This window comes from Glaciihabitans tibetensis (genome assembly GCF_003003265.1).
Taxonomy (GTDB): domain Bacteria; phylum Actinomycetota; class Actinomycetes; order Actinomycetales; family Microbacteriaceae; genus Glaciihabitans; species Glaciihabitans tibetensis.
In genome coordinates, this window is sequence record NZ_PVTL01000005.1 from 140,165 (window position 1) to 165,553 (window position 25,389).

General features: G+C 62.9%; 22 protein-coding genes. 10 read left to right on the forward strand and 12 right to left on the reverse strand.

Translation table 11 applies throughout. The features are described 5' to 3' along the window. Nucleotides 1–19: 19 nt before the first annotated feature. The 6 genes from gyrB to dnaA form a co-directional block, all read right to left on the reverse strand. Complete coding sequence (gyrB, locus tag B0I08_RS10435) at nt 20–1,969, reverse strand: DNA topoisomerase (ATP-hydrolyzing) subunit B (protein WP_106212923.1); 1,950 nt, start codon at nt 1,967–1,969, stop codon at nt 20–22. 253 nt (nt 1,970–2,222) lie between these two features. After that, nucleotides 2,223–2,747, reverse strand: coding sequence for a DciA family protein (locus B0I08_RS10440; protein ID WP_106212564.1), 525 nt, complete (start codon nt 2,745–2,747; stop codon nt 2,223–2,225). Next, a complete protein-coding gene (recF, locus tag B0I08_RS10445) occupies nt 2,744–4,039 on the reverse strand; it encodes a DNA replication/repair protein RecF (RefSeq protein ID WP_106212566.1) in 1,296 nt (431 codons plus the stop codon). The genes B0I08_RS10440 and recF overlap by 4 nt, the downstream gene beginning before the upstream one ends. A 1-nt stretch (nt 4,040) precedes the next feature. Beyond that, nucleotides 4,041–4,925: a phosphogluconate dehydrogenase (NAD(+)-dependent, decarboxylating) gene (gene gnd / locus B0I08_RS10450; protein ID WP_106212568.1), complete on the reverse strand. Its 885-nt coding sequence runs from the start codon at nt 4,923–4,925 to the stop codon at nt 4,041–4,043. Between the two features lie 84 nt (nt 4,926–5,009). Continuing rightward, nucleotides 5,010–6,155, reverse strand: coding sequence for a DNA polymerase III subunit beta (gene dnaN, locus B0I08_RS10455; RefSeq protein ID WP_106212570.1), 1,146 nt, complete (start codon nt 6,153–6,155; stop codon nt 5,010–5,012). 360 nt (nt 6,156–6,515) lie between these two features. After that, nucleotides 6,516–7,952, reverse strand: a complete 1,437-nt coding sequence (gene dnaA / locus B0I08_RS10460) for a chromosomal replication initiator protein DnaA (RefSeq protein ID WP_106212572.1) — start codon at nt 7,950–7,952, stop codon at nt 6,516–6,518. A 291-nt stretch (nt 7,953–8,243) separates the two neighbouring features. Here dnaA and rpmH point away from each other — a divergent pair, with 291 nt between their 5' ends. From rpmH to B0I08_RS10505, 9 genes are all read left to right on the forward strand, one after another. Next, the gene (rpmH, locus tag B0I08_RS10465) at nt 8,244–8,381 is read left to right on the forward strand and encodes a 50S ribosomal protein L34 (protein ID WP_010204566.1); all 138 of its coding nucleotides are present in this window, start codon (nt 8,244–8,246) and stop codon (nt 8,379–8,381) included. A gap of 9 nt (nt 8,382–8,390) precedes the next feature. Next, nucleotides 8,391–8,732, forward strand: coding sequence for a ribonuclease P protein component (gene rnpA, locus B0I08_RS10470; protein ID WP_106212574.1), 342 nt, complete (start codon nt 8,391–8,393; stop codon nt 8,730–8,732). Beyond that, nucleotides 8,729–9,040: a membrane protein insertion efficiency factor YidD gene (yidD, locus tag B0I08_RS10475; RefSeq protein WP_106212576.1), complete on the forward strand. Its 312-nt coding sequence runs from the start codon at nt 8,729–8,731 to the stop codon at nt 9,038–9,040. The genes rnpA and yidD overlap by 4 nt, the downstream gene beginning before the upstream one ends. Before the next feature lie 9 nt (nt 9,041–9,049). Then, nucleotides 9,050–10,012, forward strand: a complete 963-nt coding sequence (yidC, locus tag B0I08_RS10480; RefSeq protein ID WP_106212578.1) for a membrane protein insertase YidC — start codon at nt 9,050–9,052, stop codon at nt 10,010–10,012. Between the two features lie 98 nt (nt 10,013–10,110). Continuing rightward, nucleotides 10,111–10,608 (forward strand): Jag family protein, encoded by a 498-nt coding sequence (locus B0I08_RS10485; protein WP_106212925.1) that lies wholly within the window; start codon nt 10,111–10,113, stop codon nt 10,606–10,608. Between the two features lie 15 nt (nt 10,609–10,623). Then, on the forward strand, nt 10,624–11,253 hold the full coding sequence (gene rsmG, locus B0I08_RS10490; protein WP_106212580.1) for a 16S rRNA (guanine(527)-N(7))-methyltransferase RsmG: 630 nt from the start codon (nt 10,624–10,626) through the stop codon (nt 11,251–11,253). Between the two features lie 1,255 nt (nt 11,254–12,508). Then, on the forward strand, nt 12,509–12,649 hold the full coding sequence (locus tag B0I08_RS17790) for a hypothetical protein (RefSeq protein WP_181243385.1): 141 nt from the start codon (nt 12,509–12,511) through the stop codon (nt 12,647–12,649). Between the two features lie 1,349 nt (nt 12,650–13,998). After that, nucleotides 13,999–14,889 (forward strand): ParA family protein, encoded by an 891-nt coding sequence (locus B0I08_RS10500; protein ID WP_106212927.1) that lies wholly within the window; start codon nt 13,999–14,001, stop codon nt 14,887–14,889. Then, entirely contained in the window at nt 14,889–15,845 is a 957-nt protein-coding gene (locus B0I08_RS10505; protein WP_106212583.1) for a ParB/RepB/Spo0J family partition protein, read from the forward strand. The genes B0I08_RS10500 and B0I08_RS10505 overlap by 1 nt, the downstream gene beginning before the upstream one ends. Nucleotides 15,846–15,993: 148 nt before the next feature. Here B0I08_RS10505 and B0I08_RS10510 read toward each other — a convergent pair whose 3' ends face one another. From B0I08_RS10510 to B0I08_RS10535, 6 genes are all read right to left on the reverse strand, one after another. Then, entirely contained in the window at nt 15,994–16,950 is a 957-nt protein-coding gene (locus B0I08_RS10510) for a D-alanine--D-alanine ligase family protein (RefSeq protein ID WP_106212585.1), read from the reverse strand. A gap of 6 nt (nt 16,951–16,956) precedes the next feature. Next, the gene (locus B0I08_RS10515) at nt 16,957–18,261 is read right to left on the reverse strand and encodes an aminotransferase-like domain-containing protein (RefSeq protein WP_106212587.1); all 1,305 of its coding nucleotides are present in this window, start codon (nt 18,259–18,261) and stop codon (nt 16,957–16,959) included. Between the two features lie 117 nt (nt 18,262–18,378). Next, complete coding sequence (gene trxA, locus B0I08_RS10520) at nt 18,379–18,705, reverse strand: thioredoxin (RefSeq protein WP_106212589.1); 327 nt, start codon at nt 18,703–18,705, stop codon at nt 18,379–18,381. 84 nt (nt 18,706–18,789) lie between these two features. Beyond that, a complete protein-coding gene (gene trxB, locus B0I08_RS10525) occupies nt 18,790–19,770 on the reverse strand; it encodes a thioredoxin-disulfide reductase (protein ID WP_106212929.1) in 981 nt (326 codons plus the stop codon). Between the two features lie 85 nt (nt 19,771–19,855). Next, a complete protein-coding gene (gene murJ, locus B0I08_RS10530; RefSeq protein WP_245884751.1) occupies nt 19,856–21,508 on the reverse strand; it encodes a murein biosynthesis integral membrane protein MurJ in 1,653 nt (550 codons plus the stop codon). Then, entirely contained in the window at nt 21,505–23,736 is a 2,232-nt protein-coding gene (locus B0I08_RS10535; protein ID WP_106212591.1) for a DUF6049 family protein, read from the reverse strand. Before B0I08_RS10535 ends, murJ begins: the two co-directional genes overlap by 4 nt. A 170-nt stretch (nt 23,737–23,906) precedes the next feature. Between B0I08_RS10535 and B0I08_RS10540 the strand changes: the two genes are divergently transcribed. Beyond that, complete coding sequence (locus tag B0I08_RS10540; protein ID WP_106212593.1) at nt 23,907–25,331, forward strand: CCA tRNA nucleotidyltransferase; 1,425 nt, start codon at nt 23,907–23,909, stop codon at nt 25,329–25,331. Nucleotides 25,332–25,389 lie beyond the last annotated feature (58 nt).

A 25,389-nucleotide genomic window follows, 5' to 3' on the forward strand; every position in this document is an offset into this window, starting at 1 on the left:
TCTGACCGCTGCGAGCGGATCAGATGTCGAGGAACCGCACATCCTTGGCGTTGCGCTGGATGAAGTTACGTCGGGACTCAACGTCCTCGCCCATCAGGGTCGAGAAGATCTCATCGGCAGCGGCGGCATCATCCAGGGTCACCTGAAGCAGCGTGCGCGTCGCCGGGTCCATCGTGGTCTCCCACAGTTCGGTGTAATCCATCTCACCGAGACCCTTGTACCGCTGGATGCCGTTTTCCTTGGGGATTCGCTTGCCGCGGGCGAGGCCGTCTTCCATCATCGCGTCGCGTTCGCGATCGCTGTAGACAAACTGGTGCTCGGCGTTGGTCCACTTCAACCGGTACAGCGGCGGCTGCGCGAGGTAGACGTAGCCGTGGTCGATCAATGGGCGCATGTAGCGGAACAGCAGGGTGAGCAGCAGGGTGGTGATGTGCTGGCCGTCGACGTCGGCATCGGCCATCAGCACGATCTTGTGGTACCGCGCCTTGCCGGGGTCGAAGTCCTCGCCGATTCCCGCGCCGAACGCGGTGATCATGGCCTGAACTTCGGCGTTGCCGAGGGCGCGATCGAGTCGCGCCTTTTCGACGTTGAGGATCTTGCCGCGCAACGGCAGAATCGCCTGGGTCTCCGGGTTGCGACCCTGCACGGCGGAACCGCCTGCGGAGTCGCCCTCCACGATGAAGATCTCCGACAGCGCCGGGTCTTTGCTGGAGCAGTCGCGCAGCTTTCCCGGCATGGAGTTGTTCTCGAGCAGTCCCTTGCGGCGGGTCTGCTCGCGCGCCTTGCGGGCGGCCAGGCGGGCCTGCGATGCCTGGATCGCCTTGCGAATCACGTCGCGGGCCTGCGTGGGGTTGCGGTCGAACCAGTCATTCAGCTGCTGCCCGGCGATTCGCTGCACAAAGGCCTTCGCCTCGGTGTTGCCCAGCTTCGTCTTGGTCTGGCCCTCGAACTGCGGTTCGGCAAGCTTGACCGAAATGACCGCGGTGAGTCCCTCGCGCACGTCATCACCGGAGAGGTTCTCGTCCTTCTCCTTGATGATGCCCTTCTCGCGCGCATAGCGGTTGACCAGCGTGGTCAACGCGGCGCGGAAGCCCTCTTCGTGGGTGCCACCCTCGTGAGTGTTGATGGTGTTCGCGTAGGTGTGCACGCTCTCGGTGTACGCCGTCGTCCACTGCATCGCGACCTCGAGGGAGATCTTGCGCTCGGTATCTTCCGACTCAAACGCGATCACGTCGGGGTGCACGAGGTCGACCTTTTTGGCGTTGTTCAGGTACTCGACATAGTCGACGAGACCCTTTTCGTACATGTAGCTCTCGGACACGTCTTCGTCGCTGCGCTCGTCGGTGACGTCGATGCGCAGGCCCTTGTTAAGGAACGCCATCTGCTGGAACCGGGCGCGGAGCGTCTCGTAGTCGAATTCGACCGTCTCAAACGTGTCTTTACTCGGCCAGAAGGTGACCGTGGTGCCGGTCTCGTCTGAGGACTCGCCCTGCTCGAGCGATCCCTGCGGAACGCCGTGCTTGAACGACATCCGCCAGACATGTCCCTGACGACGCACCTCGACATCGAGCTCGCTCGACAGCGCGTTCACCACAGAAATACCGACGCCGTGCAGACCACCGGAAACCGAGTATCCGCCGCCGCCGAACTTTCCACCCGCGTGCAAAATCGTCAGTACAACCTCGACGGTCGACTTCTGCTCCTGGTGATTCATATCAACCGGGATGCCACGGCCGTTGTCAATGACCCGAACCGAGCCATCACGGCGAATAGTGACCTTGATGAGGTCGCAGTAGCCCGCGAGTGCCTCATCGACCGAGTTGTCGACTACTTCGTAGACAAGGTGGTGGAGACCGCGGGGGCCGGTCGACCCGATATACATACCGGGACGCTTACGAACCGCTTCGAGACCCTCGAGAATCTGGATCTGGTCGGCCCCGTAGCTGTCATCGGGAAGTTTGCGCGCCATCGGAGTGGCATCGACTACGGAAGATGCGCCCGGGGGTGCCGGAATCTCCTCGAGATTTTTGGACAGGTCCTCTGGCGATTCCGGTGTCATCTGAAGTTAGGCTCCTGCCGCGTTGTTGTGTCGCGCCATCCGGGGGAGGAATCCTAGTCAGGATGTTCCCGAAGGCAAGCCCATTCTACCAAATTGCAGGGCCTCCTGCGGCCACAGGCGCCCGACTGAGGACTTTGAGCCGCGGATGGAGACTTTTCTCTCCCTAACCGTAAGTATCGCGCGGGCCCCGGCCTGGAATTGATCTGAGGCCGCGTTTCCAGGAGGGAGCGTTGGGTCCGTCAAATTTGACCGAGAGGATGCCGGCTTCCGGAAAGCGCTGGGCAATCTGGGTAGTGATGGCGCCGCGCATCAGACGCAGCTGCGTGGCCCATGCCGTCGAGTCGCAGTGAACGGTGAGAACACCCTCCTCGATGCCGACCGGAGTCGAGTGCTCGGCGGTTTCTGCGCCCGCGACCTCGGCCCACGACGCAAGCAGGTCGGCCCGGGCGAGCGGCGAACTCCAGCCCATGCGGTTGGTCAGCGCGTCGAGGACGTCTTCGATGCCCGACGGGTCGCGTCCCTCACCGAAAGGCACACTCTTGCCGCCCTCCTTTTTATTCTTGACCCGCTTGCGGGCGTCGGCGCTGCGACCACCCGCCTCGCCGAAGACCGCGCGGAACCGCTGGTACACCGCGACGTGCTCGGCGTTGTCGTCGGACTGCCAGCCGCCGGTGCCCGAGCCACTCATTGCTGCTCCCCCGCGGCATCCGTCTCATCTGAATTGATCGTTTTGTCCGTGTTAGCCGCATCAACCGGCTCAACCGTCTCGTCTGAGACGATCCGGCCGGCGCGAATCTGCACGACGTTTGCGGCCAGGCGCGGCGGCACATCCCCCTGCACGGCGGCAGTGATCAGCACCTGCTCGAACCCGTCAACCGCGTCGGCCAGACGAATCCGGCGATTCTCATCGAGTTCTGCGAACACATCATCGAGGATAAGCACGGGATCTCCGGATTGGGTCTGTGCGCGCAGAACCGCGGCGGACGCCAGCTTCAGAGACAGCGCAAACGACCAGGATTCACCGTGACTGGCGTAGCCCCGGGCCGGCAGGGCATTGAGCGAGAGCACCAGGTCGTCACGGTGAGGACCGACCAGGGTCAGGCCCCGTTCGAGTTCCGCGCGACGCAACCGCGCGAGCGAATCGCGAAAAGCGATGCCGGCGTCCGCGGCCGAGATCGTCACGAATGAGTCGCCCGCGATGGATCCGGTTCCCGAAGGCTCACCGGCGCCCGGGGTAAAACCGGTCGCCAACGTGGAACCGGCACCGTCACCCCGGTCGGAACCGAAAATACTCAGGGACCAGGACAGTTTGGCGGCGTGGTCCGCTCCAGCAATGGACGTATAGGCAGCGCGCACTTCGGGTAATAGCTCGGCAATCAGCCGGCCCCGGGCCTCGATGATTTCTGATCCGAGGGTGACAAGACGTTCGTCCCAGATATCGAGCGTCGCCAGCTGGCCGCCCCGCACACCCGACGCGCGAGCCGACTTGAGTAGGGTGTTGCGCTGTTTCACAACCCGGTCATAGTCGGCCATCACGCCACTGAAGCGTGGCGCTCGCAATACGAGAAGCTCATCGAGAAACCGTCGGCGTCCGGACGGGTCGCCCCGAACGAGAGCGAGATCCTCTGGCGCAAACAGAACACTGGAGAAGTAACGCGGCAACTCGCGGGTCTTGATCGCCGACCGGTTGATCTGCGCTCGATTGGCCCCGACACGATTGATCTGAACCTCGGCGAGAACTGACCGCTCGCCATTCTGCAACCGGGCCCGCACGATCGCGGCGTCCTGCCCGGCTCGGATCATGGCGTGATCAGTCGATACCCGGTGTGACCCGAGAGTGCTGAGAAAGCCGAGAGCTTCGACCAGGTTCGTTTTGCCCTGGCCGTTGCTCCCGACAAACAGATTGGGGCCCGCCGACAGCTCGAGCTCGGCGGTTTCGTAATTACGAAAGTCGCTGAGGCTGAGACGGGTGACCCTCACGTCAGCGTGCGCGGACTGCGTGCCCGCCGAACTGCTGGCGCAGCGCGGCCACGGCCTTCATCGCGGGCGAGTCATCCTGGCGGGAGACGTAACGAGCGAAGATTGAAGCGCTGATGGTGGGCACGGGGACGGAGTTGGCGAGAGCTTCCTCGATGGTCCAACGGCCCTCGCCCGAGTCCTCCACGTAGCCGGTGATGTGAGCGAACGTGGGGTCTTCGTCCATTGCCTTGACCATCAATTCGAGCATCCAGGAGCGCACAACCGTGCCCCGCTGCCATGCCTTGAAGGTGCCCGGTACGTCCTTCACGATGTCGGTTCGTGCGCTGAGGAGCTCGAATCCTTCAGCCCAGGCCTGCATGATCGCGTATTCGATGCCGTTGTGCACCATTTTCGCGTAGTGGCCGGCTCCGGTGTCGCCTGCGTGCACAAACCCTTCTTCGCGCGGACCCTCTGGACGCAGCGCGTCGAAGATCGGCATCGCATACTCGACGTGCTCGGCCGCGCCGCCCACCATCAGGCCGTAGCCGTTCTCAAGACCGTAGATTCCGCCGGAAACGCCGCAGTCGACGTAGTTGATGCCCTTGTCGGCCAGAATCGCCGAGTGGGTGAAATCATCGGTGAAACGTGAATTGCCACCTTCGATGACGAGGTCGCCCGGCTCCAGTACTTCGGCGAGATCAGTGATGACGCCCGTGGTGATCGGTCCAGACGGAACCATCACCCAGACCACGCGGGGAGCCGGGAGTGCCGCGGCGAGCTCGGCGAGGGAGGGAACGTCCGAGACATCGGGGTTGCGGTCAAACCCGGTGACCTCGATTCCGTTTTCCCGAAGGCGGGCGCGCATGTTGTTGCCCATTTTGCCGAGTCCGATGAGGCCAATATGCATTTCTGTTTTTCCTTCGAGGAGAGAAAGTGTCGCGGTGTGGTGGAGCGGTGGAGCGGTGAAGCGGTGGAGCTCTGCGCCGAGGTGTCAGCGCAGCAGAAGGTTGGGCTGCAGCAGGTAACGGTAGTTGTCGCTACCGGCCTGGTCCTTTGTGGACTGGCTGGTGATCAAAACCGGCCCTGGCTTGTTCGGGTTGTCGGTCTTCGTGAACGAGATGCGCACAAATTCCGAGTGCACAGCCCCGAGCCCGTCGAGGAGAAACTGCGGCTTGAGTGACACGACCGTGTCGCTGCCGGTGAGGAAGGCGTCGATGGTTTCGGATGCCTGGGCCTGCTCTGACCCGATTGCTTCAAGTGTCACGCCATCGACGGTGAAGCTGAATCGAAGGGCTGCTTCTCGCTCGAGAACCAATGAAACCCGTCGAGTCGCTTCGATGAGTTCAGCAGTGTTGAGCACGGCATAGTTGTCCACCGTCTCGGGGAAGAGCCGCTTGACCGGCGGGAAGTTTCCCTTGATCAGCAGCGAGGTGACGGTGCGACGGTCTGCCTGGAACGCAATCAGCTCGCGTTCGTCCGTGCTCGTGATCGCCACGGAAATCGAACCACTGTGACCGAAGGTCTTGCCGATCTCGGTCAGGGTGCGTGCCGGCACCAGTGCGGTGATGGTGTCGGTGACGGAGTCGTCCGACGCCCACTCGATTTCTCGCACCGCAACGCGGTAGCGGTCGGTCGCAACCAGCGAGAGGCTGTGGCTCGACACCTCGAGCTGAACACCGGTGATGACCGGTGTTACATCGTCACGCGACGCGGCCACAGCCACCTGAGCCACCGCGGCGGCGAAAGCCTCTGCGGGAAGAACCCCGGAGCTGGCCGAAACCTGAGGAAGAGTGGGATATTCCTCTACCGGCATGCTCAGAAGAGTGAAGTTGGCCGAACCGCAGGAGACGACAATCTTGCCTTCATCCGTACTGAATCGCACGGGAGCATTGGGAAGTCGCGCCGAAATGTCCGCGAGGAGTCGACCGGACACGAGAATCTTGCCTGGCTCCTGCACCTCCGCAACGATTTCCGTCTGAGCGGAGACCTCGTAGTCAAAGGACGAGAGTTTTAGTCCCGTTTCCGTTGTCTCGATGAGTATCCCGCTGAGGATGGGAAGCGTCGTGCGCTGTGGCAGCAGCTTGACGGCGAACGAAACGGCCTCACTGAAGACGTCTCTGTTGACCTGAAACTTCACGGTTCACCCCTATCGGTGGGTACGGCGGTCGAGGCGTTAATACTGGCACAGGGCGGTGCGCTGCCCGGTCCAAAGGTTATCCCCCGGATCATTTAAGAGTTAAAGAAGTTAAAGTTCATAACCGTTGTGCGAACTGTGCATAACTACAACAATTTCAGCAATCGAGCGGGAACTACATCTTTGTGAGTTGTGGACAGACTGTGGGATTCGGTGGACTTGTCATTCACAGCGCAATTCCCCTCCGAGCCGGTTTCCACAGATTCCTGTAATTCGTGAACAACCATTCCCGGCGAGTTCCACTAGTTATGCACAGGTTATCCACACTGTGTGAAACGTCTGATTCGAAGCAGTCCGAGCGTTCTAGGCGTTGTTGTAGCGGTGGTTCTGCTTGATCCGACTGGTCAGCTCGGTCACCTGGTTATAAATCGACCGGCGTTCCTTCATGAGCTCGGTGATCTTCTTATTCGCGTACATCACGGTGGTGTGATCCCGATTTCCGAACAGCTGGCCGATTTTCGGTAGCGACAGGTTCGTCATTTCGCGGCAGAGATACATCGCAATCTGACGGGCCGTTGCCACCGCCTGTGATCGCGATGAGCCATAGAGGTCATCAACGGTGAGCTTGAAGTAGTCCGCGGTGTGGTTGATGATGTCGACCGGCGCGATGACATTGTCGTCGTCGAGGGTGATGAGGTCCTTGAGTACGGTCTGCACCAGGGCCATGTCCACCGGAGTGCGGTTGAGGTTGGCGAAGGCCGTCACCCGGATGAGCGTTCCCTCGAGCTCGCGGATGTTGGAGGACACCTTCGACGCCATGTACTCGAGGATGTCGTTGCCCACCTGGAGTTTTTCGCTCTGCGCCTTTTTGCGAAGGATCGCGATGCGTGTCTCAAGGTCGGGAGCCTGCACATCGGTGATCAGGCCCCACTCAAACCGGCTGCGCATGCGGTCTTCGAAACCTGTGAGCGCCTTCGGGGGCAGGTCGCTGGTGATAACGACTTGCTTGTTGTGGTCGTGGAGCGTGTTGAACGTGTGAAAGAACGCTTCCTGGGTGCTGTCCTTGCCCTGCAGGAATTGGATGTCGTCGATGAGAAGAATGTCGATCTCCCGGTACCGGGATTGGAACACCGAGGCACGGTTGTTTGCGATCGAGTTGATGAAGTCGTTTGTGAATTCCTCGCTACTGACGTAGCGAACGCGAATGCCGGGATAGAGGCTCTGTGCGTAGTGACCGATCGCATGAAGAAGGTGAGTCTTGCCCAATCCCGACGAGCCGTAGATGAACAGCGGGTTGTATGCCTTCGCCGGCGCTTCGGCGACCGCGACTGCCGCAGCATGGGCAAAGCGGTTCGACCCACCGATCACGAAGTTATCGAAGCTGTATTTGGGGTTGAGGCGCGAGTCCGAGCGTGATCGGCCGGCATGCTGGTCCAGCGTGGCCGAGACAATCGTGGTCTCAATGTAGGGAGGGGCCTGCTGGGGTGGCTCCTGTTCGACGTGGCCGTTTTCAAGCGGATCGGTCTGGATGTCGGGATTGACGACTATCGCGAAGGTGGTTACCGCTGCTGTGTCGGCGAGGGTCGAGATCGCATTGAGCAGCGGCAGGCGGATGCGCTGCTCGAGCATTCCCCGCGTTAATTCATTCGGAACCTCGAGGTAGAGCGTTCCCGCCATGACCCCCTTGGGCTCAACGAGCGAGATGAATCCGTGCAGCTGCGGCGTGATTCGCCCGTCATTCGTGAGCTGGGACAGGATTGCAGTCCAGATTTCTCTGGTGGAATCAGCCAGCTCTGTCATTTTTGTCCATCCTTGTTATCCACAACTATCCACAGAGTTATCCACCGACTGTGATTACACGATTCGCGAGGTTTTACCAGCTCACTGCGCCTAAAAACCGGAGACCTTTACCTTAGTTCTCCACAGGCAGTCCTGACCAACTGTGGATGAATTAGCCTTCGACAGTGCTGGGAAAAGGACGGTGAGGTTTGACCCCAGGCCTCGGAAGCCGTAGTTTTAATAGGTTGACTTCCTGCCTTCGGGCAATTTACTTCTTTCCGGCCTTCAGAGCTGGGCTTTGGAGATACCACTATGAGCAAGAGAACTTTCCAGCCGAACAACCGTCGTCGCGCCAAGGTGCACGGCTTCCGTTTGCGTATGCGCACCCGCGCCGGCCGCGCGATCCTCGGTGCACGTCGCCGCAAGGGTCGCACCGAGCTTTCCGCGTAGTACACCCCGGTGCTCACCAGGGCGAACCGGGTGGTGACTGCGGATGATTTCCGCACCACCGTACGGAGGGGCAAACGAGTGGGGACTCCCCACTCGATCGTCTATCTCCGGGCCCGGGACTCTGGCGCGCCCACACGCTTTGGTTTTATCGTTGCGAAAACCGTCGGTAATGCGGTAACTCGCAATCTGGTGCGTCGCCGCCTGCGCTCGGTAGGTCGAGACGTTTTGGCGACCCACGCCACCGGTGTTGACGTTGTGATTCGAGCATTGCCAGGATCGCCCGAGGTTTCCTGGGCTACCCTGCATGAGGAGATATCAGCTGGCATCGACAGGGGTGTGAAGAAGCAATGAGACGAACACTGCTGTTCGTACTATTGCTACCCCGCAACGTCTGTGTCGCCATCTTGAGCGCGTATCGCTCGGTGGTCTCCCCGCTCTACGGCGATGTTTGCCGGTATTACCCCTCGTGCTCCCACTTCACCCTGCAGGCGATCCAGCGCTTCGGCGTCATCCGCGGCGTGTGGATGGGGAGCAGACGCATCGCACGCTGCCACCCGTGGGCAGAAGGCGGAATAGACGACGTTCCCTCATCCTTGAGGCAGCGATATGAGCTCACCCGTTTCGGGTTTGTTGTTGCAAGTGGCCACGGAAAGGGCTGACCCAAACTTATGCCGGACATCTTTGGCACTATTCTCTGGCCCATTAAATGGGCTGTTGAGGCTATCCTCGTCACGTTCCACACCGTGCTCACAACGCTGGGTATGGACCCTGACAACGGACTGACCTGGGTTCTGTCCATCGTCGGCCTCGTTCTGGTCGTGCGCGCCGCGCTCATCCCGATCTTCGTCAAGCAGATCAAGAGCCAACGCCGCATGATGGAAGTCGCTCCTCAGATCAAAAAGATCCAGGATCGCTACAAGGGCAAGAAGGATCAGTTCTCTCGCGAGGCTATGTCGCGCGAGACCATGGAGCTATACAAGCGCACCGGTACTAACCCGCTGAGCTCCTGCCTTCCGCTTCTTATCCAGATGCCGATCTTCTTCAGCCTCTTCTCGGTACTGCAGAACGCCCAGCACGAGCTGGTGGGCGTGGGCCTGCTCAACAAGCAGCTTTCGACGTCGTTCGGTGAGTCCTCGTTGTTTGGCGCCCCCCTGAAGCTTGCGATCAGTACGGCGGAGGGCAACGTTCTCGTCATTGTCATCGCGTCCGTCATGGTCGTCCTGATGACTGCGTCGCAGTTCATCACGCAGAAGCAGATCATGTCGAAGAACCAGTCGCCCGAGATGAAGGCGAGCCCGACATATAAGCAGCAGCAGATGTTGCTCTACATTCTCCCCTTGGTCTTCGCTTTCTCCGGGTTCACCTTCCCCCTTGGCGTCATGTTCTACTGGCTCACATCCAACATTTGGACGATGGTTCAGCAGTTCATCGTCATCCGAAACATGCCGACGCCTGGCTCTGAGGCCGCACTGGCACGCGAGGCGCGCCTCGCTCGACGCAGCCAGCGCAAGGGTATTTCCATCACAGAGATTGACGCTGCCGGTGAAGCGGTTGAAGAAGCAAAGAAGACGCAACGCCAGCAGCCCGTGAACAAGAACCGAGCAAAGAAGCAGGGTGGACCCAAGAAGTGAGCGACGTCAGCGAGACCAAAACAGTAGACGACATCGCGGCCAAGACCGACGGTGTTCCTGCGGCAGAGCTCACCCCAACAGAGGGCGCGCCGAGCGAAATGTCGGAATCCGTTGATGAGTCGGATGCCCGCACCCCGAGTCAACTCGAAGAAGAGGGTGACATCGCGGCCGACTACATCGAGGAGTTACTCGACATCGCTGACCTCGACGGCGACATCGACATCGATGCCCGAGGAGGCCGTGCCTACCTCTCCGTCAACTCGAGCGAGGGAACGAGCAACCTCGGGCTTCTTGCGAAGCCGGATACGGTGAATGCGCTCCAGGAATTGACCCGCATTGCCGTGCAGACGAAGACCGGAATCTTTTCCCGTCTCATTCTGGATGTCGGCGGCTCGCGCGAAGCACGCGCGGCAGAGTTGAGCGTTCTGGTGGACACCGCTATCGAACGGCTGGAGGCGGGCGCCGAGTCGGCTGCCCTGCCGGCGATGTCGTCGTACGAGCGCAAACTCGTTCACGATGTTGTCAGTGAGCGCGGTTTCGTCTCCGAATCCGAGGGTGAAGGCCGCGATCGCCACACCGTCGTCACGCGCCGCTAGCATCGACCCGAACCGTTGGAAGACACCACTCTCGAAGCCGAGCCCGCGGTCGCGGCGGCGCTTTTCGGCGACCGGATCGACCTCGCACGGGCCTACACTTCGGATCTCGCGCGCCGCGGCGAGGAACTTGGCCTGATCGGTCCGCTTGAGCTCCCCCGCCTGTGGTCGCGTCACATCATCAATTGCGTCCTCGTTGCCCCGTTGCTCTCCCCCGGCACGACGGGTGACATTGGTAGCGGCGCTGGGCTGCCCGGCCTGGTACTGGCGATAGCCCGTCCAGATGTTCGGATGATCCTGATCGAGCCAATGGAACGTCGAGTCGACTGGCTCACGAGCGAAGCCAAGGAGCTAGGGCTCGACAATGTTTCAGTCATCCGCGCGCGGGCTGAAGAGACGAAGCTCGACTGGCCCCTGGACCAGGTCACTGCGCGCGCCGTGACAGCCCTGAGCAAGCTCATCCCTGTTACCGCTCCCCTCGTGCGGTCCGGTGGCGAGATGATTTTCATGAAGGGTTCGCGTGTTCAGGACGAAGTCACAGCGGCGACGAAGCAGATCCGCCGCGCTCGCCTGAGCAACGTTGAAGTCGTCGAGCTCGGACACGGCGTTGCAGAGCTGACCCGAGTCTTTCGCGCCACGGTCGACTAGGTCCCCCGGGTCCGGCGGAAAACGCATCGCCGGGCTTATATGAGAATAACTCGGCCCTCAACTCGTCGTCCCTTCTAAATCACACAAGCTCTGCACGCCGCCGGTGGCCGGTGTCACTCGAGGATGTGCCATTTGCGCCAGGCTGCTGCCTCGTCGCACCTACTTTGTGGACAGCTCGTTGTGCATTACTCTTGCCGCTCCCCAGCTCCCCAGCTCCCCGTTCCCCCGTTCCCCCGCTCCCCCGTTCCCCCGCGTGTCCAACGCTCCCCCGCGTGTCCACGTCGCCGACCTGTCTACGTCCCCTACGCGTCTACGTCCTCCGGTGGTCATGTCCCCTACGCGCGCAGTCGCGATGAACGTCCTGGTAGATCACATTTTGGTTGTAGGGCTGATAGCTGCGGCCAATAATGGCGATGCGCACGTTGGACGCCGAGCGCTACCATTTTGTTTGTGGCAACCAGCGGGTAGCCGGGTTGGGAATGTTTCACGTGGAACATCGCGGACACCTCACGAGGTCCTACGATCGGTCACGGTCTTGGTCACGGTGGCGGTGGCGGTGACGGTGGCGGTGACGGCACCGAGGTCACTGGCGGTGCAGATGCAAATGTCAGCGCCGATGCGAGTGGTGATGCTGATGCCGATGCCGAAGCAGCTCCGGGTTCGCCGCGGACGCGTTGCCCGCAATTAAGCTGGCGTCATCCTGCTGCTACGCAACTTCGCGTCGCCGAACCGACCGCACCCAGATCTTTTGGGCTGTGTCGGCCCTGCCCCTGCTGGTTTGCCATCGCGGGCCTCTTTGCTCCAACCAACAGCATGGGTCGACGGTGTTGTACGTCATAGGCTCACCAACTTGGTCAGTAGCTGGACCCGAGCGATCCACCCCGCGGGGCGGATCGTGAAGCTGGCGAACTGATCGCGCATGCGAGTGCCGCGGCAGTCAGAATACTCGAACACTCGACATCTGCACTACCAAACCGGTCGTCTCAAGATCCACAACGGCTGATCGCCCTTATCCGGGACTATGGGGACTGTTGTGCAGAAACCGCCTGAGAAGACCAGGCGCAGCCTCGATCCTCTGACCTACACACGATGTTTCACGTGAAATATGCAGCTCTGCGTGTTGAGACTGAAAGCTCAACGGTTCGGTGCGTCACGAGCGTGTGGCGGGCCGGTCTTGTGGTCGCCAGCTTCTGGTTAGTCGGACGATATGGCTCGGCGAGTTCCGTGGAGCCTGCGCGCACATGACACGTACCGAGTGCGTACTCCGCTGACGATCAGCTCGATCGTCGATGAGGTGAACACAAACATCTCACTGCGCGAGTGGCTGGGTTCGTTCCGTCGTCCGGGTAACGTGCGAGAGCCGCCGTCACCGAAGGAGAAGATGCGCGGGCCGTGATTGTGAACACGACGCTGATGGAGTCGGTTTGTGCCCTGGTCGGTGCGGTCAGCGTCGGTAGGCCGACGATGACGGCCGGTGTGCCGGCTCCTGGCTGCCGAGACCCGGCACGCGCACACTGCGTCCGTCGGTCTGACGGTTGCGGTCGCACGCGGTTCATTATAGCCCGGTCCTGAATGCCCGTTGCCGCCACCGTTGCGCATTCTTCTAGGCTGCTGCCTGGCGGCGTCCCTGGCGCCGTTAGCTAAACGAGCCTCGTTTTTGTTGTGCCGCGACAGCGCACAATCGGCGCCGTTCCCGACAAGACAGGTCAAGACAATACAAGACAAGACGAGGTGGGAGATAGCATCGCGCAGGGCCGTTCACAGTGAAACGTGTACCGCGCGATCGAAAAGTCGTGTTGCACGACCGGTCATGGTGAGCGAAACCGCGAACCGCAATCGGCCGCAGAGTGGTGGACCTGGGATCAAGCAAGCCGCGGTTCGGCCGAGGAACACGCCCTTGAGGCCAGATTTCCAATGTTTCACGTGAAACATGTGCCGTAGCTGCGATCAGCGAGGTCTGGACCGAGCAATATGGACAATCGAGCCATGTTTCACGTGAAACATAGCGGGAGAAAGGCCAGAACGCGGAACCGGTCCAGTGCTATGGCCCCCTCGCTATCTAGATTGCGCACTGCAGGCGGCTCACTGCAGGCGGCTCAGCAATCGTCTGTGAGGCGACATCGGTTGTCCCGGTTGATCTAGGTCGACAGCGCCGGTCAGGAAGGAGCAAAATTGTGCGCTGTCTGCTACGGCAGCGTCCCACTGCCGCGTCTCCATGCCCACACTCGGGTTCAGGCGTGCTCGGGGAATGGTGCTGGCAATGTCAGATCGGTTCGCGGGAGTCGGTTGTAACCGTGTACGCGTGCTCGTGCGCGTGCGTACTCGCGGCCGCTCGTGGTCCGCGCGGTGCAGTTGCGGTGTGGGCTGTCTTGCTTGAGTTCGCGGTATGCAGGTCGCCGTCTGGCTGGCCGAACAGCGCTGGCGGTTCTGGCGAACGATCGGGTGTTCCCCTGGGTTGCCCGGAGCGCTTCGAACCGGCGTGGTTTAGACGAAATCGGGGCGGCATGGGCGGGTGAGCCGGGCTGCGGCGGCGTTCCGGGCTACAGTGGACTAATCATGGCGGTGTTCAGACGTAAAAAGTTTCACGTGAAACATTCCGATGGCTCTGTCGACGAAGGCATCACTTCGGCCATCTCTCCCCCACCGCTACCGGACGAAAAAGCTCCGTCCGCCGTACCCGCAGTCGACAGGAATTCGGGATCAATGACAACCGAAGCAAGCGGCGCAGATGCGCCCGCGAAGCCTATGCGCAACACGCCCCCCTACCAGGACGCACCGCTGGCACAGGAGATCGCAGACCTGTCGCGCCGCCGCAGGATGCTCGCTGCGGACGACCTTCCACGCCCCGAATCGACTCGGGTAATCACCGTAGCGAACCAGAAAGGCGGGGTGGGTAAAACGACCTCGACAGTCAATCTGGCGGCTGCACTCGCGCGTACCGGTGCTCGCGTGATCGTGATCGATCTCGACCCGCAGGGCAACGCTTCGACGGCGTTGGGTGTGGAGCACCGCGCAGACACCCTGAGTGTGTACGACGTGATCATCAATGACGTGCCCATCGAGGAAGTCATCCAGAAAAGCCCCGAGTTCTCGGCGTTGTTCTGTATTCCGGCCACTATCCACCTCGCCGGCGCAGAAATCGAGCTCGTCTCACGGGTTGCTCGCGAGCAGCGCTTGCGACGCGCGCTCGACCTCTTTCTCGAGGCCGCGGAGCCGCGCTTCGACTACGTCTTTATCGATTGCCCACCCTCGCTGGGGCTTCTGACAATCAACGCCTTCGTCGCGGCCCGCGAGGTTCTGATACCGATCCAGTGCGAGTACTACGCGCTGGAGGGACTCAGTCAGCTCCTGAAGAACATTGAACTCATCGAGAAGCACCTCAATCCGTCGCTGGGCGTGTCAACGATTCTCCTGACGATGTACGACGTACGCACCAACCTGGCGAACCAGGTTGTTCAGGACGTGCGGGATCACTTCCCCAAGGAAGTACTCCAGACCCTGATCCCGCGTTCAGTCCGGATTTCTGAAGCGCCGAGCTACGGCCAGACCGTAGTCAGTTACGACCCCAATTCCCCCGGCTCACTCTCCTATCGTGAAGCCGCAGCCGAAATCGCACGCCGAGGAGCACCTTTCTAATGGCAACACCCCGCCGCACTGGACTGGGCCGAGGAATCGGCGCCCTGATTCCCACCGTTGACGACGCTAGCGCCGCTCGTCCCGTCGATGTGTTCTTCCCAGAGGGTCGGCTTCCAGCCGAAGACCTGCTCACGGTTCCCGGTGCGCGGCTCGCTAACCTCTCCCCCAACGACATCGTTCCCAACGCGCACCAGCCGAGGCACGAGTTTCGTGAGGAGGAGCTGGCCGAACTCGTTCACTCCATCCGCGAGATCGGCGTTCTGCAGCCGATCGTCGTCCGCCCACTCGCAAACCCGGTCGAGGGCGGCCCCCAATACGAACTGATCATGGGCGAGCGTCGTCTGCGCGCGACCAAGCAGCTGGGGCTCGACAGCATCCCGGCGGTCATTAAGAACACCGCGGACGAGGACATGCTGCGGGACGCCCTGTTGGAGAACCTCCATCGCGCGAACCTCAACGCTCTCGAAGAAGCGTCGGCATACCAGCAGCTGCTCAGTGATTTTGGGATCACGCAGGACGAGCTCGGTGAGCGCATCGGACGTTCACGCCCGCAGATCACCAATACCCTCCGGCTGCTGAAATTGCCCGCAAGTGTGCAGAAGCGGGTCGCCTCAGGCGTGCTCAGCGCCGGACATGCCCGCGCGATCCTGGCCGCCGGAGAAATCGACGCCATGGAGCGCCTCTCGGACAAGATAGTAAATGAGGATCTGTCAGTACGAGCGGCCGAGGCGGCTGCGGGCGAGACATCCACCCGCAAGCGCAGCCGTCCATTGGCCGGCCACAAGCAGGATCAGCTCGCGGAGATCGCCGAGCGGCTCGGCGACCACCTCGACACGCGGGTTCGCGTCAACCTGGGTGCCAGTAAGGGAACGATCACTGTAGATTTCGCCAGCATGGGCGATTTGAACCGCATCCTTGGCGAGATGGGTGTTCCGGCGCCCGTAGCGGCCCTGTGACCCACCTGCGCCTGATCAAGTCCGCTTAGGTAGCCGGCACCCCACAGCTGCAAGCCGACCGTCGTCCGTCGGCCGCGGGGTTAACCTCAGTGAACAGACGACAGCCCCACACGAATCGTGTGGGGCTGTGCGTCCTTCAGGAGGGGTCTCAGGCCTCTTTGATGGCGGCTTGGGCCAGCGCTGAGTAAATCCAGCCCAGGTCGTGTCCTGCCGCCTCCAGGGCCTGCGGGAGCAATGAGGTCTCTGTGAGCCCCGGTAGCACGTTCGCCTCAAGAAACCAGGGAGTGCCCGCGCGGTCGACGATGAGGTCGACGCGGGAGAGATGACGCAGACCGAGCGCCGTGTGTGCGCTGATTGCCGCCGCCGCCGCACGATCGGTGACATCCTGCGCAAGTCGGGCCGGGGTGTAGAACCGGGTCTCTCCCGCGTTGTAGCGGGCCTCGAAACTGTAGACGCCAGAGAGAGGCTCGATTTCGACGGCGGGCAGGGCTGTCGGGCCCGCGCCGGTGTCGATGATGCCGATGGCGATCTCGGTGCCGACGATTTTCTGCTCGATAAGGGCAACGTCGCAATAGGTGTAGGCGTCGACCATTGCCCGGGGAAGGTCGGCGATGTCCTCGACGAGCGTCACTCCCTGGGCAGAACCACCCTGAGCGGGCTTCACCACCACGGGAATCGGTAGTTCGTCGGCGATGCTCTCGAGAACGCTGGATGCTCCCAGTTCGCGGAACGCATCCCGGGTCAACGTGATCGACTTCGGGGTTGGCACACCTGCCCGCGCTGCGATCACCTTCGCCGTCGGCTTGTCCCACGCAAGCCGGGCGGCGTCGGACCGGGATCCAACGAACGGGATGCCGATGAACTCGAGCAACCCCCGGAGCGCGCCATCTTCGCCGCTCGCCCCGTGGAGGGCGGGCCAGATGACGTCGGGCCGGCTGTCACGCAGGTACTGCAAGAGGTTGGCATCGGGGTCGCGCAGCTCCACACTGACGCCGTGCTCGGCGAGGCTGTCTGCTACCCGGCGCCCTGAGCGCAGGGAGATGTCGCGCTCGTGAGAAATACCGCCGGCCAGTACAACGACACGGGTGTTTCGGGGGAGAGTCATGGTGTCCTAACCCAGGTTCGCGGGAGGGTTGATGGCGTTCTTTTGGCGGCGATCCACCCGAAGTGGCGCCGTTTGGGAGAAAGTGGTGAGGAGTTCCAGCTCGCCGTTGATCACGGTGGACAGCCGCCGGATGCCTTCACGAATGAAGTCAGGCTGGGGGTAGCAGAACGCAAGCCGCATCTTGTTTCTACCGCTTCCATCAGCATAAAAAGCGGTTCCCGGCGTGTAGGCGACAAGCTCTCTGACGGCCCGCGGCAACATCGACTTGCTGTCGAGGTTTTCCGGCAGCGTCAGCCAGACGTAAAAGCCACCCGCTGGTTTGGTCCAGCTCAGATCCGGGAGGTAGTCCTCCAGGGCGTGCAGCATCGCGTCGCGTCGCTCGCGATAGACATCACGGAAGGTGCCGATCTGGCCGCGCCAGTCGGCCTGGCTCAGGTAGTCCGAGATGATCATCTGGGTGAACGAGCTGGGGCTGAGAACCGCCGCCTCGTTGGCTAGGATCAGTTTCTCCCGAATGGCGTGCGGGGCGAGGGCCCAGCCCACCCGGAAGCCGGGCGCAAGCGTCTTTGAGAAGGTGCCGAGATACACCACGCCATCCTCTTCGACGGATCTCATCGCCTGAGGCGGTGGTCCATCGAAATAGAGCAAACCATACGGGTTGTCCTCCAGCACGAGGATGTCGTTGCTGCGGGCGATTTCAAGAATCTCCAGGCGCCTCTCCCAGCTGAGCGTGACGCCGGCCGGGTTGCTGAACGTGGGGATCGTGTACAGAAACTTGATTCGCTTGCCGTCGGCCTTCAACGCCGCGATGCGCTGCCGGAGAGCCTCGGGTACGAGCCCGAGGTCATCCATCTCCACGTGCTCAACCTGCGCCTGGAAGGACCGGAAGACGACCATCGCGGTCACGTAACTGGGGCCTTCGGCGAGCACGACATCGCCGGGGTTGATGAACAGCTTGGTCACAAGCTCGAGGGCATGCTGAGAGCCCGTGGTGACGACCACATCGTCCACATTGGCCCGGATACCCTCCATCGCCATCACGTCGAGGATGTGCTCGCGCAGCGCGGGGACACCTTGGCCGGAGCCGTACTGCAGCGCGGCGGGGCCGGAATCACGCATTACGCGCTCCATCGATCCCGTGATCAGGTCGGACGGAATAGCGGAGACGTAGGGCATGCCACCGGCCAGGGAGACCACCTCAGGACGGGAAGCAACGGCAAACAGGGCTCGTACCTCGGAGGCGCTGAGCCCGGCCGTCCGGTCCGCATAGTGGCCGTACCACCTGTCGAGGTTGTTGCCCTGGCTGGTCATAATTGTCCATTCCGTTATCGTGCGATCAAGAATATGGGGTCGTATGGGGTCGGGATGCCGCGTTAACAGCGAATGGCCGCCCAGAACAGAGTCTGGGCGGCCATTCTCAAGCGAGATTTACGCGAGGAACTCCGCCAGGTCGGCCTCGAGGGCCGGCTTGGGCTTGGCGCCGATTACGGTCTTGACGACCTCGCCGCCACGGAACACCTTCATCGCCGGGATGGACGTGATCTGGTACTTCATGGCCATCTGGGGGTTGTCGTCCACGTTCAACTTGACGATGCGGATCTTGTCGGAGTGCTCAGACGCGATCTGGTCGAGGATCGGGGAGACGGCGCGGCACGGGCCACACCATTCGGCCCAGAAATCGACCATGATCGTGTCGCTCGAGTTGAGCACGTCTTCGGCGAATGATGCGTCGGTGACGTCCTTGGCGTTGGACATGTAGAACTTCCTTCTGTAGAGGCGATGTAAGGCGTGAGGTGATGTGGGGCGGCCCGCTGGTCAGTGACCGGGGTGATGGCGGAGTTAGACAGGAACGACGATGGTGTCTGCTTCGACCTGCTCCGCTGCTGCGACGACGCTGGCGGGAAGCCCGGCCAGGTAGTGCTCGGCGTCGAGAGCGGCCACGGTGCCCGAGCCCGCGGCGGTGACGGCCTGCCGGTACGTCGGGTCGATGACGTCACCGGCCGCAAACACACCGGGAAGGTTCGTGCGCGAGCTGCGCCCGTCGACCGCGATAGTGCCGAACGTGGTCAGGTCGAGCTGGCCGTGCACGAGGTGGGTGCGCGGATCTGCCCCGATCGCGATGAACAGCCCGCCGAGGTCGAGCGTGGTCTCCGTGCCGTCCACCGTGTCGACAAGGCCAACGCCGGTCACGCTGGTGTCACCGTAGATGTGCTCGACAGCCTTATTGAACAGGATCTCGATCTTCGGGTCGGCCATAGCGCGATCCTGCATCACCTTGGACGCGCGCAGAGCGTCCTTGCGGTGGATGATGTAGACCTTGTCGGCGAACCGGGTCAGGAAGGTTGCTTCCTCCATGGCGGAGTCTCCACCGCCCACTACGGCGATGGTCTTCTTGCGGAAGAAGAAGCCGTCGCAGGTCGCGCACCAGGACACTCCCATGCCACTCAGGCGATCCTCGTCGGACAGGCCGAGCTTGCGATACGCGGAGCCGGTGGCGAAGATCACAGTGAGCGCCTCGTGAACGTCCCCGTTGCCGAGGGTCACGGTTTTGACGTCGCCGGTTAGGTCGAGAGACACGACGTCGTCAAGGACGACCTCGGTGCCGAACTTCTCCGCCTGCTCCTGCATCTTCATCATGAGGTCGGGCCCCTGGATGCCGTCGGCAAAGCCGGGGTAGTTCTCCACCTCGGTGGTTTTCATCAGCTCGCCGCCAGCCTCAACCGAACTCGCAATGAGCAGGGGTGCAAGATTGGCGCGGGCCGCATAAATCGCTGCGGTGTAGCCGGCGGGGCCGGATCCAATAATGATTACTTGACGCACGTGCAACATCTCCCTAAGAGTCTTCGCTGAGCGGTATAACCCATCCTAGGGTCGGCGTATTCCAGCGCTGGTGGTGAATAGTGGGTTAACTGCGACCACGCAGGCGGGCGGTCACGGGCACGATCAGCGCGCGAAGCTCCGGGTTGCGCAGCACCGTGAGCACGGCGACATAGAGGACGAGCATGACTCCCCCGGCGACGATCATCGTGAGCATCGCGGGAAATATTCCAGACATGGCATATCCCCCGGTGAAGCCCCCGAAACTCGCCGTGATGCCAATCCCGACCGCGGCTGCAGGCAGCGTTGCGAGCACGTAAGTGAGGTACCGCTTGAGGATGTGGCGTGCGTCCAGACCCCCCAGGCGTCGCCTCAGGACGACGGCAGTGATCAGGACTTGAATTGTTCCGGCAATGGTGGTTACCCAAGCAAGTCCCACCGCGACGGCATCCTCCGGGAAGGACGAGACGACCAGCGCGCCCACAACAAATATCGCGGACTGCACGACCTGGATGAGGAAGGGTGTGCGCGTGTCCTCCAACGCGTAAAAACTGCGCTGCAGCACAAACAGCACCGTGAAAGAAATGAGACCGGCGAGGAAGCCGATGAGCACGTTGCCCATCGCGAATGCCTCGCCCACGCTCTTGGAGAAGATGGTCGAGAACGGGTACGCCAGCACGATCAGGCCGACCGCCGCGAACACCATGATCATGCCGATGGTGCGCAGGGAAGCGGAAATGTCTTTGCGCACCGCGGTGAAGTTGCGGTCACGGGCGTGGGTACTCATTCGCGTGAAGTACGCGGTCGCGACGGAGACTGTGACGATGGAGTGGGGAAGCATAAAGATGAGCCAGGCGTACCGCAGTGCGGCGACAGACGCGTCGTCAGTCCCGGCTCCGGTGGCAACCCTGGATTGCACGATTCCCGCGAGCTGTGACACCACGATCATGCCGAAGGTCCAGCCGGCCGCTTTTCCGACCCGCCCAAGTCCGACGCCGCGCCACCGGAATTCCGGTCGGTAGCTCAGGCCCGCCCGGCGCCAGAACAGAAAGAGCACGAAGGCCTGCGCGGCGACGCCGAGGGTTGCCGACCCGGCGAGCAGCACGATCATCGACGGGGTCCAGTCCGAGACCGCGGAGAGGTCGCCCGAGTCAAAGGCGACGTTGAACGCCAGCAGCCCACCGATGGCGACCACATTGTTGAGCACCGGCGCCCACGTGAACGGGCCGAACACCTTGCGGGCGTTGAGAACCTCACCCAGCAGGCTGTACAGGGCGTAGAACAAGATCTGCGGCAGGCACCAATACGCGAATGCGGTGGCGAGGCCGAGCTCGTCGCCTGTCATTCCCCGTCCACCGTCGTCAGCCGCGCTGGCGTAGAGGCGCACGAGCAGGGGCGCGCACACCGTAGCGATCACCGCGGCGGCCAGGAACACCACGCTGCCGAGCGTGACAATACGATTGATGAACTTCTGGCCGCCGTCGTCGTGCAGGTTCGCCCGAACGATCTGTGGCACCAGGACCGCGCTGAGAATTCCACCGGCGACGAGGGCGTAGATGTTGTTGGGCAGCTGGTTGGCGAGCGCGAACGTGGTGGCGCCGACGCCCTGGCTGCCGAGCGTCTGAGCGAGCAGTGCCGCGCTGGCAAACCCGAGCAGGCGCGAGACCATGGTTCCGCTGGCGAGGAACGCGCTCGCCCGGCCGATACCGGAGGGCTCGGCCGCGGCCGGGGCGACGCTCACTCTGCGGTCCTTGTGGCCTTGCGGCGCTTACGCACGGTGCGGACGATGCCCGCGGCGAAGATACCGAACACGAGTACCCCGAACACGATGGTGCCCGCGGTTTCCCATCCCGCGTGCACGTTCAGCTCCACGGTGGTGGGTTGTCCGATCGGGTTGCCCCCGGGCTGGTCGAGCACCGTAACCGTGAGTTGCACTTCGCCGTTGGCCAGCGATACGACGGGGACCCGAGCCCTGCCGGACGAGCGGGGTTCGATCACAAGCTGAACGAACTGCTCTTCGACCGACAGCAGGGGGGTGCGGGCACGCACGTTGACGTAGACCGTCACCTCCTGGTCGAGGTCGTTGTTCACCGTTACCGGGAGAAAACCCCGGTCGGCGGGCAATTGCACAGTGCTGCTCGGGGCGATTTGCACGGAATTACGGATGTCTGCGGAGTCGGCGAGGAACGCGTCCGCGGTCACGTTCCACGCCGCTGGGTCATCGAGCCAGGAGTTCGACAGCACCGCCAGTAGGTCCAGTCGCCGCGCGGAGGTGAGTGCGAGCGGATCTGCGGCGATTGTGGCGAACTGGGCGTCTGCTGCTTCGGCCCCGAGGAGGGCGGCGACCTTGTCAATCCGGCTCTGGTCGGCAACCGCATCGACGATCGTCGCCGCAGCGGGGGCCAGACTGGTGAACCCGGGAACAGGACCGCCGGAGGTATTTACGTCAAACGCGGGCACTACGGAAGCGGCCGCGGCCCACGGCAGGGCGAACAGGGCCTGCAGTGTCTCGTTGAGGCGATATCTATTGTCAAACCAGGTGCGGTCGAGGGTCGCGAGCACGGTCGGCGCGGCGGTTCCCGCTTCTTCACTGGAAACCGCCGCAACGGCGGATAACTCCGACATCGCCGAGTTCCACTCGGCCGTGTTTTCGGAATTGACCGCCTCCTGCAGGAGGGAAGACAGCTGCGCGTCCGCGACGACTACCGGAGTGTTCGCGCCACCCTCGACGCCCGCGGCCGGTGTCACGGTCGCTGTTACCTTCGAGGTCGCCGCCGTGAGTTGCCGCGCCACGTTATCGCTCGATAGCAGCACGGGTCCCGCGGCCGCAGCGATCGTTGCGAGCGACTGCGACGTGACGCTGTTCTCGGTCGGCCAGACGAAGCTGGGGTAGGTGTAGTTCCACTGGGTCAGACTCTCCGTGGTGGGCTGCGGAGCGAGCGGCGGTTCGGTCGTGGGAGTGCCCGCCTCCGGGGAAGGCGACTCCGAGGCATCCGGCGCTGCAAAAAGAGACGAATCGACGGCGAAGTCGAAGGAGAGCGGTGCGACGCCAGCCGAGCCCGCCGCCAATGGCGTGGTGATGTCGGCATCGGCATACGCCAGCGGGAACGTGGGGTTGCTGGCCGTGCGCAGCCGTTCGAGCCACTCCACGGCCGACGTTGGTGCAGCGCTACCCAGAACCCGAATGGAGGCGAGGACGCGCGGATCGATCCCGATCGCGACCTGGCTGCCCAGCATCGCGTCGAGCTGCACGGACAACACGCCCCCTCGCGCGGTGTATTCGGCGAGGGTCGCTGAATCCAGCAGCCCGGGCGCGTCGGTGGGCAGCACGAGAGGAGCGGCTATCGCCACTCCCAGCGGGCTTGTCGCCGCGGTCTTCCAGGTCAGCGCCGTGCGGGCCTCCGCGACCAACTCAGTATCGACCAACTCAGCGTCGGCCGAGTCAGAGTCGGGCGAGGCAGAGCCTCCCGCCGCCGAGTCTCCCGCGGCGGGGTCGCTGAGCAGGCGCACTCCGAGCGCGTAGACGCCTTCCTCGGCAAAACCGAGCGCGGCCTCCGGCACGGTCATGCCGACGATGCGGGTGTCGCCGGCCGCGATGCTGGTGGAGGTGGCGGTGCCGACTCTGTCCGCGGCGACGATGCTTCCCTCCGCGGCGGTGAGCCAGTCGCTGAGCGCGCTGGTGGAGCTCAGCCTGGCGCGGTTGACGCTCGCGTCGACCGTGATCCCGTCGACCGCGGCGGTGGTGCGGTTGGCGATCGTGACGGTGAGGTGTACGTCCGTGCCAGCGGTGGGTTTCACCAACGTGTCTGGCTCAACAGTCATGCTGACCGTGCCTTCGTCGATCTCTTCGACCGCGCTCGGGGCGGATTCCGAGAGGGCAGCGTCGATGGGGGTCGCGGGGAGGGCGGCCCCAATCCCGAGTAGGCCAAAGAGGAGCGCAGCAACAGCTCCGGCCGGTGTGGCGGTCATGGACCGACCCTGAAGAATCGTTCGGCCAGCATGGGGAGAGTCTATGGTGCTCGGGCTGCGGCAATCGTGAGAACGCGGGGCCCGTCGTTGCACTGCCTCGTTGCACTGCCCCACCAGCCGGCCGGCGGCGTTCGGTGGGGAGCGGCGCCGCTATGGCAAGCTTGACCGTTATGGATAGCGTCGCTTCGGCACTGGGGCGACTCGAGTCTCTCGCCGCCACTGCCCCCATTGCTCGACTCGCAACCGCGTTTGCGGCCGCCGGACAGGAACTGGCGCTCGTTGGCGGTCCCGTCCGCGACGCCTTCCTCGGCAGGCCCGTCAACGATCTGGACTTCACGACCAGCGCCAGCCCCGACGAGATCCTTGAGATCGTGAAACCGATCGCGTCGGCAACCTGGGAGATCGGGCGCGAGTTCGGCACCATCGGCGCCCGCGTGGCCGGTGAGAAGGTGGAGATCACCACCTACCGCGCGGACTCGTACTCGGGCGAGAGCCGCAAGCCCACGGTGCAATTTGGCGACACCATCGAGGGTGACCTGGTGCGCCGCGACTTCACGGTGAATGCGATGGCGTTGCGTCTGCCCGGGCTTCAGCTGGTGGATCCGGCCGGCGGCGTCGAGGACCTGATCGCCCAGCGCATCGTCACCCCGGCGTCGGCCGAGATCTCCTTCGGAGACGATCCATTGCGGATGATGCGTGCCGCCCGATTCGCCAGCCAGCTTGGATTCACGGTCGACGAGAAGACCGTGGAGGCGATGATCGCCCTCGCGCCGCGTCTCGACATCATCAGCGTTGAGCGGATCAGCGAGGAGCTCGGCAAGCTGCTGCTCACCGACCGCCCCCGGGCCGGTCTCCAGCTGCTGGTCGACACGGGCCTCGCGGAGCTGGTGATTCCGGAACTGCCCGCCCTCAAGCTGGAGATCGACGAGCACGCGCACCACAAAGACGTTTACGAGCACAGCCTGACGGTGCTCGAACAGGCCATCGACTACGAGAAGTCGCGCGGCCACTCCCCCGACCTCGTACTGCGGTTGGCGTCCCTGCTGCACGACATCGGAAAACCGGCGACAAAACGGGTCGAGGCGGGCGGAGTGGTCAGCTTCCACCACCACGACGTGGTGGGCGCGAAGCTTGCGGGCAGGCGGCTCAAGGCGCTGAGGTTTGACAACGACACAATTGCCGCCGTCGCCCGCCTCACGGAGCTGCACCTGCGCTTTTTTGGGTACACGGAGGCCGCGTGGACCGACTCCGCGGTGCGTCGCTACGTACGCGACGCCGGCCCGCTGCTGGAGCGTTTGCACATCCTCACCCGTGCCGATGTCACCACTCGTAACCGCAGGAAGGCCGACCGCCTGGCCTTCGCCTACGACGACCTCGAGCATCGGATCGCCGCGCTCGCCGAGGCCGAGGGAGTCGCGGCCCTCCGCCCGGACCTCGATGGCGAAGCCATCATGCGGGTGCTCGAACTGCGGCCGGGGCGCGAAGTGGGCGAGGCGTACCGCTTCCTTCTGGAGCTGCGTCTCGATGAGGGACCCCTCGGGGAAGACGAAGCGGAACGCCGCCTGCGCGCCTGGTGGGCCGAGCGCAACGCATAACCGGCTAAGCAGGTTACCCCGGCCTGAGGGGTGCGGCGGCGGAGCCACCGGCCACCCA